An 11799-nucleotide genomic window follows, 5' to 3' on the forward strand; every position below is an offset into this window, starting at 1 on the left:
TAGGCGGCTTCTAACCTGTTGAGACAACAGGATCATTCTGGCGCGGCTGGCAGGATTCGAACCCACGACCCCTTGGTTCGTAGCCAAGTACTCTATCCAACTGAGCTACAGCCGCTAAAGAAGCGAAATTATAACGCGCTTTTCAAGGCTTGTCATGTTGCTTCTGGTGCGTTTTCAAAAACGCGGTTTCCAGTCAACTCAGGCGGATCAACGAGCCGTCATCCGGCGCGATCAGCCATGCCTGAACTGGAAAGCGCGAAATCATACCACGGATCGTATCGATCGGCATCTGGGCAAAGGCCGTCGACAGCGCGTCTGCAGTCGTCGCGTCGGCTGCGCGCACGGTGACGCTGCGCCAGCGCGGCGTTGCCTGGCCCGTATGCGGGTTGAACAGGTGCGTGAAGTGGCCGCTGGGGTCCAGTGGCGTGCCATAGCCCCCCGAGGTGGCCAGCGCCTGATCCGATAGATCGATGCTGTCCAGCACACGGGCAGGATTCTGAGGATCGGCAATGCCGGCACGCCAGGGGCGGTCGGACGCAGGCACGCCCAGGGCGCGGGCTTCGCCCATGTCCACCATGGCGTGTTCCAGGCCGTTGGCTCGCAGCAGTTCGGTCACCCGGTCAGTGATGTAGCCCTGGGCAATGCCGTTCAGGGTCAGCGCCATGCCGGGGTGTTCCAGCACGATGGCCTTGTCATCGATGCGGATGGCGCGGTAGTCCACCTTGGTCAGCGCGGCCCGCAGCGCATCGGGATCCGGGGGCAGCGGCTGATTGGCGCGCACGCGGGCGGCATACAGGTCCCAGAGCACTTGCACGCTGGGGTCGAACAGCCCATCGGTCCGTTCACCGAAGGCAATGGCCTGGGACAGCAGGCGGCTCAGGTCCGAAGGCGGATTGTCCAGGCGGCCCTGGCGATTCAGGCGCGACAGGGCGCTGTCCTCGCGGTACAGGCTGAAGACCTGTTCCAGGCGGTGGACTTCGGCGACGGCCAGGCGAACCAGACGTTCGGCGTGGGCGCGGTCGGGATGCAGCAATTGCAGTTGCGCATCGGCGCCCAGCGCGATGCCGTTCCAGGTCACCGGTTCGGGCCAGGATCCAGGGGTGCGCAGGGCTGCGTGGAGGGTGCTGGGGCCAACCAGCGCGGCGCTGGCGGCAAGGATGCCGAGAAACCGTCGGCGGGGGATTTGGGGTGTATTCATGAGTGGGCTCCAGCGGAATCGGGCTCCGCACTGTTCGTGAAGTCGGGGGCGCGCAGGACGTAGTCTTCGGGCATGTCCTTGAAACCCACGATGCGCCCACCGTGGCGGGTGGCGTAGGCTTGCGCGTCTTCCAGCCGGGAAAAGGGCAGGGCGTCAGGCGCGCCCATGCCGCCGACCACGTTGCTTTCGATCAGGTAATGGGCCGTCCGGGCGTCGATCCAGGCATCGGCCGGCGGGTTGCCGTCCGGGCCGGCGCGTCCCATGTCCTGTACATAGATGGCGATGATGGTCTTGGGTTCTTCGGGCAGGATCGTGTAGGCGAAGACTTCGCGGATGGTGGAAAACCAGACCGGAGCATCCTGGTCGCGCAAGAGGATCTGGCCCTTGGGGCCGATGTGTTCATCGAGATACATGCCGCAATAATGGCCGATGGCTGCGTCCGTCATGGCCACGGGAGGAGGCGGTGAAGAAGAAGCGTCGTCGTCATCGACGCAGCCAGCCAGCAGGACGGCCAGCAGGGCGGCGCCGATCAGACGTGCCAAGTGCGATCTGTTCATAGCGCCCTCCGGTTGAACACGACGGCGGCCAGGCCCAGGGGCACGACGATCCACAGGATCTGGGCCAGCACCAGGATGCCGGTGGACAGGGTGGCCTGGTCGCTCAGGCCGGCCATGCCGGCGAACATGGCGATGTTTTCATGGCCGGTCAGGTTCAGCAGGCGGTAGACGTCGGTCGGGTTGAACAGCAGGATGGTGTTGAGCAGGGGCGCGGTGATGATCCGGCCCTGATCGGCGACCAGCACGCCCAGCAGCACCATGTCGTAGATCACCACCAGGAACAGCCAGACGCCGATGGCGACACCGGCAGCGGTGGCGCGTTCCTGGACCAGGGCGCTGATCAGGTAGCCCAGCGACAGGAAACTGGCGCCCAGCAGGATGCTGGCGGCGATCAACAGGGCAAAGGGGGTCCAGGCCTCCAGATCCAGGCCGCCATGCGCCAGCTGCAGCGCCAATCCGGCGATGCCATAGCCGGCCACCGTGGCCAGTGCCAGGATGGCCAGATGGCCGAGAAATTTGCCGGCCAGAACCTGGCGCCGCGCAATCGGGTAGCTGAGCAGCAGGGCCATGGTGCCCCGGTCGATTTCGCCCACGATGGCGTCATAGGACAGCAGCATGGCGATCAGCGGGATCAGGAAGATCGACAGGCTGGACAGGCTGACGACGGTCACGGTCAGGGGGTCGACCTTGACGGTGCCGGTCGGCGCACTGCCCAGGAACCCCAGCGACAGGGCCAGCATGGCCAGCAATGCGGTGATGGCGAGCACCCAGCGATTGCGCAGGCCGTCGCGGATTTCCTTGCGGATCAGGATAGGGGTCGGATTCATGCGTCCTCCCGGCGCAGGAATTGTGCGTACATTTCGTCGAGTCCGGGGTGTTCCAGTTCGATGTCGCGGATGTTGGGTATGGCCTGGGCGTCGCGCAATCGATTCAGCTTGTCGGCTTCGGCGCAGGTCAGTTCGATGCGGTTGGCGCCGAGGCGCCGCCAGCCTTCGGGGGGCTGGATGGGATCGGTGTCCAGCGTCAGGCGGATGCGGACCGGCAGATCGGCTTCGCGGCGCAGGTCGCCCAGGGTGCCGTCGGCGATCTTCTGGCCCTTGCACATGACGATGACGCGGTCGGCCAGGCCTTCGAGTTCGGCCAGGGCATGGGTGGACAGCAGGATGGCGACCCCGGCATCGCGCAGTTCGCGCACGATGTCGTAGAACAGCAGGCGTGAAGCGGGATCCAGGCCTGTGGTCGGTTCGTCCAGCAGCAGCACCCGGGGGGTGCCGAGCAGCGCCTGGGCCAGGGCCAGGCGCTGGCGCATGCCCTTGGAATAGCCGCCCACACGGCGCCGGGCGGCTTCGGCGATGCCGACCCGCGAGAGCAGGGCGGTGTTGCCATCCGTGGACAGGCCTTTCAGGTGGGCATAGAACGCCAGGGTTTCAGCCCCCGTCAGCGATGGATGCAGGGCGACGGTTTCTGGCAGATAGCCGATGTGGCGGCGGGCGCGGGCGGCGGCCGGTGTGCCGACGGCCTCGCCCAGCACGCGCACCGAGCCGGCTTCCGGGCGGATCAGGCCCAGGATCAGCTTGATCAGGGTGCTTTTGCCGGCGCCGTTGTGGCCGGCCAGGATCACGCATTCGCCGGGCTCGATGAACAGGCTGACATTGTCCACGGCCCGCAGCGCGGCGTAGCGTTTGGTGACGGATCGAAGTTCGATCGGAGGCGCTGTGACGGTCATTGCAGGGTCTCGAATTTTTTTCGGGTTGGCGTGTCCGGGATCGCCATCAGGGGCGCGCTGTCGATCACGCCGCCGGGCAGGATCGCGGGGAACTGGGACTGGGCCCAGCGGACGATGGTCACGGCCGGACTGTTGAGCAGCAACCGCGCGTTGGGCGCGCGCCAGACGACCTGATCGATGATGCCATTGGGGCGGTAGGCGGTGTCGGCAATCCCGTCACCGTCCAGGTCGAAGGCCGACAGGTCGGACCAGTAGTTGCCGCGCCCGTCCTTGGACCATTCGATATAGCGGGTACCCACGTACTTGACCTGATTCTGGTTCTGCACGAAGGCATTGCCGGATATCTCGTTGCCCTCGGAGCCGGTGTAATGCACGCCGATCTCGCAATCCTGGAAAAGGTTGTCGGCCAGGATGTTGAAATTGGAGTTGTAGATGAAGACGCATTTTTCGGCGCCGACCATGACATTGCCGGAAATGGTCGAATAATCGGTGGCGTTGAGCATCAACCCCTGGAACTTGCTCTGGGTGGCGATGTTGTTCGTGACCTTGATGTGGCGCGAGAACATGATCGCAAAGCCGATCTCATTGCCCAGCGAGATGTTGTCGCTGACCTCGCTGTTGTTGGTGTACATGTAGTGCACCGAATAGCGGACATCGCGGAAGACGTTGCGGGCAAACAGGTTCTTCGAACTGTTGTTGGAATAGATGCCGTCGCGGCCTTCGGAAATTTCGTTGTCCACGACCTTCGAGCCGGGGGCATTCCAGACGGTCACGCCATTGCCGCGTTCGTTGACGCGCAGCCCGGTGTTGCCGATGATGCGGTTGTGTTCTACCAGGGCGTCCTGAACGCCCCACAGATAGACACCAACCGAATTGTCGATGATGTTGTTTTCGACGATGTGGGCGCGGGTGGCGGTCTTGTCCAGGAAGACGCCCGCATCCATGTCGGGCAGGCTCAGGCCCGAATGGCGCACGGTCAGATGCCGCAGGACGACGTCTTCGGCCTGGATCCAGACGGTGCGGCCGGTGCGTTCGCCCAGGATCTGGGCGCTGCGGTCAGCGGGTCCTTGCAGCGTCAGGGGTTTGTCGATGATGAGGTTGCCAGGGTAGTCGCCCGCTGCGAGATGCAGGACATCGCCTGGCGACGCCGCCGCGATCGCGGCCTGCAGGTCGGAACCGGCAGGCACGTCGATCGTGGCAGCGCGCACCGCCCCATGGCTGGCGGCCAAAGCCCCCAGCCATAGGCAGAAGCCCCTCAGGACGGTGGGAGGGCGCATGTGTCAAGCCTTCTTCGGTTTGACATACATTTGACCCGACATTTCCATGTGCAGGGCATGGCAGAACCACTGGCAGTAGTACCAATGCACGCCTGGACGCGTGGCCGTGAAGGTGACCGAGGAGGTCGCCTGCGGTCCGATTTCCATGGCGATGCCGTAGCCGCTGAGCGTGAAGCCGTGGGTCAGGTCCTCGATGCGTTCCACGTTGGTGACCACGACGGTGACCTCGTCGCCTTCGTTGACTTCGAAGCTGGGCAGGCTGAACACCGGCGCGATCGCGGTCATGTAGACCCGGACCTTGTTGCCGTCACGGATGACGTTGGCAGCCGATTCCAGGGTGACGCCGTCCTTGGCCGCCATCTGGCGCACGTCTTCCCACATGGGGTCGTCGCGATCCCAGATGTGCTTGGGGCGGACCTTGGAGCGGTGCACCAGCAGCATGTCGTGCGGTTCGGCAAAGCTGGGGCCGTCGTGCACCAGTTTCATCTCGTCGCCGGAGATGTCGATCAACTGGTCGTTTTCCGGTTTCAGAGGGCCGACGTTCAGGAAGCGGTCCTTGGAGAACTTGTTCAGCGACACCAGCCATTTGCCGTCGGCTTCCTTGGTTTCGCCCATCGTGGTGTGGTTGTGGCCGGGCTGATAGTGCACGTCCAGTTTCTGGATGATGGGGTCGACGTCCTTGCCCGCGTAGGCCTGGCGGGCCTTTTCGATGTTCCACTTGCACATCTGGCTGTCGATGAACAGGGTGGTGTAGGCATTGCCGCGGCCATCGAAGGCCGTGTGCAGGGGGCCCAGGCCCAGCTGCGGTTCGGCCACGACCACGTCGCGTTCCTTGATCTTGTCGTCGAACAGATCATCGAGCTTGCGCACGTCGATCACCGTGACGGTGGGCGAGAGCTTGCCGTTGAAGACCACGTGGATGCCGTCGGGCGCGGCGTTGCAGCCGTGCGGCGAGTTGGGCACCGGAATGTAGCGCGTGTATTTCGAACCCTTGCGACCGTCGATGACGGGCACGCCGTTCATTTCCTTGTAGTCGCCGTTCTTGACGGCTTCCTCGATGCGCTTGATGTTGAACACCACCGCCCAGTCCTGCTCGTTGGCGGACATTTCGGTGACGGTCAGGCCCTTTTCCGAGTTGTAGCAGGTGGCAAAGGAATATTTGCCTTGGTAGTCGGCGTCGCCGTTGTCCAGGTTGCCGTCGACCAAGACCTGCCAGGCGACCTTCATGGTTTCGCCGTCCACGGCGGTGTAGATGGCCCAGAAATTCTTTTTCGGGTCGTCCATCACGGAACCGTCGTTGGGCAGCGGCACGATGTGTTCACCGTTGCAGAACACGTAGCCGGTCTTCGGGTAGCGCTGCGGGCGCAGGCCGTGGATGCCGTCGGCGTTGGGGATTTCGACGATCTTGTCGGTCTTCATCACGTCGCAGCGCACGCGGGCCACGCGGGTGTTGGCCTTGTCGTTGATGTAGATGTAGCGGCCGTCGTAGGTATTGTCCGTGAAGGACATGTGCGGGTGGTGCGCGTCGCCGTTGGGCAACGTTTTCAGATTGTTGTCCTTCAGGAACTTGCGCGTCTGCGGCGTCAGACTTTCGTTCAGGATCTTCAGGCTTTCGTTGGTGCGGCCCCAGCCGGTGGCGCTGCACATATTGAAGACCGGGATGCGCATGAGTTCGCGCATGGACGGCAGGCCAAGGATGCGGATTTCGCCTGACTGCCCTCCCGAGTTGAAGGCATAGTATTCGTCCAGCTCACCGGGGGCGACTTCGACGCTCTGGTGACCCTTGTTCTTGTCATCCTTGGCGCTGGCCGTCAGGTGGGTGGCGCCGACGGCGGCGGCGCCCGTCAGGGCAGCGGTGCCGAGGAATCCTCGCCGGCTCAGGCCGGGTTTGTCGCTGGTATGGTCGGACATGGTGTTCTCCCTAGGGGTTGATGGCATAGCGTTCCGGCACGATGGCCGGGGTAGGACGCTATGGGTTCGACGAAACGGGTTGCGGATCGGACGACGGGTCGCGTGGGCGTACGGTCGGCTTGCGGCTGGCAACGACTTCGCCCGGGATGCCGGCGTCCGGCGGCGGCGCCTTGTGGCGCTTGAGCTTGGCGTTCTTCTGGATCAAGTGCGGGCAGCGCTTTTCGTTGTGATAGAGCTGCTGGCAGTTCAGGCACTGGATGCATTCGTTCGGATTGATGTCGCCTTCCGGGTTGATGGCCTGCACGGGGCAGTCCACGGCGCACAGTTGGCAGGGGTTGCCGCAGGTCTTGTAGCGACGCAGCCAGTCGAAGATGCGCAACCGTGCGGGAATCGCCAGGGCCGCGCCCAGCGGGCACAGGTAGCGGCAGTAGAAGCGTTCGATGAACAGCCCGGCCAGCAGCAGCACGGCGGCAAAGACCACGAACGGCCAGTCGCGTACGAACTTCAGGATGATCGCGGTCTTGAAGGGTTCGACCTCGGCGAATTTTTCGGCCGTGCCCAGTTCGTACAGCGAGATGCCGAACAGGATCAGGAAGATGACGTATTTCAGGCCGGCCAGGCGGGTGTTCAGGCCGTGCGGCACCTTGATCTGGGGCACGTGCAGTTTCTTGGCGACCTGGTTGGTCAGTTCCTGCAGCGCGCCGAAGGGGCACAGCCAGCCGCAGAATGCGCCGCGGTTCCAGAAGATCAGGGACATGGCCGTGGCGATCCACAGGATGAACACGATCGGGTCCATCAGGAAGTATTCCCAGCTGAAGTCCGTGCGCAGCGACGTGGTGAACGTGAGCACGTTCACGACCGAGAGCTGTGCCTGGGCGTACCAGCCGATCCAGAACAGCGTGAAGATCAGGAACACTGTGCGGAACCGCTTGTAGAAGACTTCGTGCTTGACGATCTGGTTCTGGAAGAAGAACACCATGATCAGGGTCAGGAGCGCGATGGAAATCAGGGCGATCTGCACGGTCTTGGCAAGCCAGATCTGTTTCCACAGTGCTGGGGCGGAGTCGTCGTCGTAGGCGATCGGCGGCTGCGCAGCAGGTGCAGCCGTTCCGGCGGTTTCGGCGGTTGTGGTGCCGGTTTGCGCGGCCGGGGCATCGACCTTGGTGTAGGACTTGGGCAGGTCGTAGTTCAGGACGAAGGCGGTGAAGGCCTTTTCATCCACGCTGATCACGCGCTGCACGGTAAGCTGCAGGCGCCACGGCTCGACGGGATCGAAGACGGCGTCTTCCGGCACGGTGAACAGTGAGACCTCGCGGAAGCTGGGCGAGCCGGGGGCCATCAGGTCGGCCAGCCGCTGGTGGTCCAGGTCGGTGAAGCGGAAGCTGTTTTCTTCCTGGATGACTTCGATGCGGTCGAACACCCCGCCACGAACATAGCCCGATCCCTTGAAGGAATAGCCGTTGCCGGCCACCAGGATGGCCTGTTGGCCGGGTTTGAGGCGGCTGCGCAGGTAGTCGTATTCAGCGTCGCCCAGCAGGCTGCGGCCAATGCCCGGCACGCTGACCATGGCGGCATACAGGTCGATGAAGGTGTCCTGGGGGTCGCCGGGCTCGGGGCGATCGATGGCGCCCTGGCGGCCGGTTTCCTCGAAGGCCTTGTTGACGTCGGCAACCGTCAGGTGCAGGTGGCCGACGGCGCCGGATTTCAGCAGTTCATCCCAGGATGCGGTGTCGGTCTTGGACAGGTCGATGGAGCGCTGTTCGACAGGCGCAGCCTGGGCCTGGATGTCTTGGCCGATGCCGTAATGGCGCGCCACGGCCAGCACGGAACGCGTCAGGCTGTCGCCGACGACCATCAGGGTGACGGTGGCACCGCTGACAATGTCCACGGGCGGCGGCGCGCCGGGGCGAGGGGGTTCCTTGACGTAGTTCTTGCCGATGTAACCGTCGATGAAGGTCTGGACCTTGGATTCGGGGATGCCGATCAGCACGATGGGTTCGTGGTGTTCGACCAGCCGGGCGCTGATGATTTCGCCGTCCATGGAAAGGCCCACGACGACGTCGATCGGCTTGCTGGAATAGCCCCGGGTATTGACGATGTCGGTGGTCAGGTAGGCGTAGCCGATCTGCTGGTCGCCTGCGTACACGCGGGCCACGGCGGGCTTGCCTTCGGGGGGGCCGACGCGGTCGGCGCCGGGGATGATGTCGGCAGGCTGGAGATTTTTCAGGAATGCGCCCAGCCGGGGGCCTGCGCCCATCGGCGTGCCGCTCTGGCCAAATTTGAAGGCCTGTTGCGCACCGCCTGCCTGGGGTGCGGGTGCTGCCCCGGCGAGCGGGGCGTTCAGACAGGACCACATCAGGAACAGGAAGACGATCCAGATCAGGCCAAGGGACCGTGACTGTCGAGATGTGGTTAGGCTGCGCATGGACGGAATGGAGTAGGTGATTGAACGTCACCATCCTATCCATGGGGGTTAACCCTGGTCTTGCGTTGAATCAAGAAACGCGCGAACGCTACAAAATGTACGGGCTTTTGATGCTTTTCAAACCCTGCCGGGTGGGTCTGGCGGGTTATGTGTTGTTTTTTTGCCTTGGTTTGGGCGCCTGGCTGACGGCTGGGTGGTCCGGCACGACAAATCTCAGGGGCTTGGCCGCCCATTCGCCGGCGTAGTCCACGCCGATGCGTGGGCTGGCGGCAATGTGGGTGGGGCGGGGCGCATGGTCGCGGGCCAGCCACAGCGTATCACCGCACAGGTCGATGCCGTAATGGTCCCGGGTAATGCCCATGGCGCGGCACAGCCGGCCGGGCCCGCTGGTCGAGGCGTTCAGGCCCCGCACGGGGGCCAGTGCTCGCAGCAGCACGGCCGTACCGCTGCCTTCGGGGCCGGTGACGACGTTCATGCAGTGATGCATACCGTAGATCAGGTAGACGTAGGCATGGCCGGGCGGGCCGAACATGGCCTGGGTGCGTGCCGTGCGTCCGCGTGACGTGTGGGCTGCCAGGTCGCCGGGGCCCAGGTAGGCTTCGACCTCGACGATGCGGCCGATGCGCTGCCCGTCCGGGGTGTCGTGCACCAGCAGGCGGCCCAGCAGGTCGCGGGCCACGGTTTCTGCGGGCCGGTCGTAGAAGGCGCGGTCGAGCCTGTGGCAGTCGCCCTGGATGGGGTCGGCGGGAGTGACGAGGCGGGCGAGCGGATCGGTGCCGGACATTTCAGTTCTGGCTGGCCGCAGCCGATAAGCGGTCCAGCAGCCGGTTCTGTTCGGCGGGGGGCAGGAATGAAGCCTTCAGGCTGTTGGCGGCCAGCGTGACCAGTTCGTCCTGGCTCAGATTCAGGGCGTCGGCGCTGGCCAGGTAATTGTCCAGTACATAGCCGCCAAAATAGGCCGGGTCGTCGGAATTCAGGGTCACGACGGCCCCTGCCCGCAGCAGCCGGGCCAGGTTGTGGTCGCGCAGGTGGCGCACCACGCCCAGTTTCAGGTTTGACAGGGGGCAGACGGTCAGGGGAATGCGGCGCTGGATCAGATCCTGCAGCAGCGCGGGATCCTCGTCGCTGCGCACGCCGTGATCGATGCGGGCGACCTTGAGCGTGTCCAGGGCGCTGCGGACGTAGTCCGCCGGGCCTTCTTCGCCCGCGTGCGCCACCAGGCGAAAGCCCAGCTCGGCGCAGCGTGCGTAGATGCGGGCGAATTTTTCAGGCGGATTGCCGCGCTCGGCCGAATCCAGGCCGATGCCGATCCACAGGTCGGCGTAGGATTCGCGCAGCGGCAAGGCAGCATCCAGGGTGGCGAAGGCCTCGTCTTCGGACAGGTGGCGCAGGAAACTGAGCAGCAGATAGCTGCTGATGCCCAGGGTGCTGCGGGTTTCGCGCAGGGCGCGCGCCAGCCCGGCGAACACCGTGTCCAGCGCGATGCCGCGCTGGGTGTGGGTCTGGGGGTCGAACATGAGTTCTGCGTGAACGACGCCGTCGGCCTGGGCGCGGCGCAGGTAGGCCATGGCCAGGTCGTAGAAGTCCTGTTCGGTGACCAGAACGCTGGCGCCGGCATAGTACAGGTCCAGAAAGGACTGCAGGTCGGTGAACTGGTAGGCGTCGCGCACGGCCTGGGCGCTGGCATAGGGCAGGGTGACCCCGTTGCGCCCGGCCAGCTCGAACATCATTTCGGGTTCGAGCGTGCCTTCGATGTGCAGGTGCAGTTCGGCCTTGGGCAGGGCGCGCAGCCAGTCGCGCCATTCGTGGTCGGGAGAGGCGGTCATGGATAGTCCAGTAGTCGGGGCCAGGCGGATTTCCATTATAAGCGGGGGGCGCGACTGGCCGCCCAGGCGAGCGCCAGCCAGGACAGGATCATCAGCAGGCCGCCGACCGGAGTGATGGCGCCCAGCGCGCGTGTCCCCGTCAGCACCAAGGCGTACAGGCTGCCGCTGAAGATCAGCAGTCCGGCCAGCATCAGGCCGCCTGCCCAGGCGGCTGGCGTTGGCGCCAGCCGTGGCCACAGGGCCGCCACCAGCAAGAGCCCGGCGCCGTGGATCAGCTGGTAGTGGGCCGCTGTGCGCCAGACATCCAGCAGATCGGGGGCAACCAGCTGTCGCAGGCCGTGCGCGCCGAAGGCGCCAGCGGCCACGCCCAGCGCCAGGAGCAGGGCGCCGCACAGGATCAGGAAACGGGGAGTCACATCGGGTCTCCGGAAGAAAGGACGGATCGATTTTATCCGCCGGATGAGGCAAAACGGCATGCAGCGGGGCGCATGATGCCGGTGCGTCCAGATGGTCTGTCCATCGGCTGGGATCGCAGGTAGACTGGGATTCGGCTCATGGCAGGAGGACAGGGATGCATCACGATCTCGAAGACAGGGCGCAGGCGATCCCCGGTGGCGACAATCAGGTGCCTGATCTGCCCGATTGCAATCTGTATTTGATGGACGAAGCGCTGGCCGATGGCGTGCGCCGCGAGGGAGCAACCGCCTTTGAGTCCGAACTGGAAGCCTGGGGTGCCCGGCTGGGCCGTGCGGCCCTGTTCCGGCTGGCGGCCGAGGTCAACCGCCAGGGGCCGGTGCTGCAGGCGTTCGATCGCCGGGGCGTGCGCATCGACGTGGTGGAATTTCATACGGGGTGGTCCGAATTCCTGTCTTTGGCTTT

At 64.6% G+C, this 11799-nt stretch carries 10 protein-coding genes, 1 tRNA gene and 1 pseudogene; 1 reads left to right on the plus strand and 11 read right to left on the minus strand.

The window, feature by feature from the left end:
* Positions 1 to 38: 38 nt before the first annotated feature.
* From RBR29_RS07240 to RBR29_RS07290, 11 genes are all read right to left on the minus strand, one after another.
* Positions 39 to 115, minus strand: a tRNA-Arg gene (locus RBR29_RS07240).
* A 78-nt stretch (positions 116 to 193) separates the two neighbouring features.
* Complete coding sequence (locus RBR29_RS07245; protein WP_320348294.1) at positions 194 to 1198, minus strand: FAD:protein FMN transferase; 1005 nt, start codon at positions 1196 to 1198, stop codon at positions 194 to 196.
* Entirely contained in the window at positions 1195 to 1755 is a 561-nt protein-coding gene (locus RBR29_RS07250; RefSeq protein WP_320348295.1) for a nitrous oxide reductase accessory protein NosL, read from the minus strand. The genes RBR29_RS07245 and RBR29_RS07250 overlap by 4 nt, the downstream gene beginning before the upstream one ends.
* Positions 1752 to 2582, minus strand: a complete 831-nt coding sequence (locus RBR29_RS07255) for an ABC transporter permease (protein ID WP_320348296.1) — start codon at positions 2580 to 2582, stop codon at positions 1752 to 1754. Before RBR29_RS07255 ends, RBR29_RS07250 begins: the two co-directional genes overlap by 4 nt.
* Positions 2579 to 3481 carry an ABC transporter ATP-binding protein gene (locus RBR29_RS07260; protein ID WP_320348297.1) on the minus strand — a complete coding sequence of 301 codons (903 nt, stop codon included), beginning with the start codon at positions 3479 to 3481 and terminating at the stop codon, positions 2579 to 2581. The genes RBR29_RS07255 and RBR29_RS07260 overlap by 4 nt, the downstream gene beginning before the upstream one ends.
* On the minus strand, positions 3478 to 4758 hold the full coding sequence (locus RBR29_RS07265; RefSeq protein ID WP_320348298.1) for a nitrous oxide reductase family maturation protein NosD: 1281 nt from the start codon (positions 4756 to 4758) through the stop codon (positions 3478 to 3480). Before RBR29_RS07265 ends, RBR29_RS07260 begins: the two co-directional genes overlap by 4 nt.
* Positions 4759 to 4761: 3 nt before the next feature.
* Complete coding sequence (gene nosZ, locus RBR29_RS07270) at positions 4762 to 6669, minus strand: TAT-dependent nitrous-oxide reductase (protein ID WP_320348299.1); 1908 nt, start codon at positions 6667 to 6669, stop codon at positions 4762 to 4764.
* Between the two features lie 58 nt (positions 6670 to 6727).
* Positions 6728 to 8926: a 4Fe-4S binding protein gene (locus RBR29_RS07275; RefSeq protein WP_320348303.1), complete on the minus strand. Its 2199-nt coding sequence runs from the start codon at positions 8924 to 8926 to the stop codon at positions 6728 to 6730.
* A gap of 313 nt (positions 8927 to 9239) precedes the next feature.
* Entirely contained in the window at positions 9240 to 9878 is a 639-nt protein-coding gene (locus RBR29_RS07280; RefSeq protein ID WP_320348300.1) for a DNA-3-methyladenine glycosylase, read from the minus strand.
* Between the two features lies 1 nt (position 9879).
* The gene (locus tag RBR29_RS07285; RefSeq protein ID WP_320348301.1) at positions 9880 to 10920 is read right to left on the minus strand and encodes an adenosine deaminase; all 1041 of its coding nucleotides are present in this window, start codon (positions 10918 to 10920) and stop codon (positions 9880 to 9882) included.
* A gap of 35 nt (positions 10921 to 10955) precedes the next feature.
* Positions 10956 to 11336 carry a DUF423 domain-containing protein gene (locus RBR29_RS07290; RefSeq protein WP_320348302.1) on the minus strand — a complete coding sequence of 127 codons (381 nt, stop codon included), beginning with the start codon at positions 11334 to 11336 and terminating at the stop codon, positions 10956 to 10958.
* 155 nt (positions 11337 to 11491) lie between these two features.
* Here RBR29_RS07290 and RBR29_RS07295 point away from each other — a divergent pair.
* Positions 11492 to 11799: pseudogene (locus RBR29_RS07295) on the plus strand (hypothetical protein); the annotation flags it as partial.

The sequence above is a fragment of the Castellaniella sp. genome (assembly GCF_034007085.1).
Lineage (GTDB): Bacteria > Pseudomonadota > Gammaproteobacteria > Burkholderiales > Burkholderiaceae_B > Castellaniella.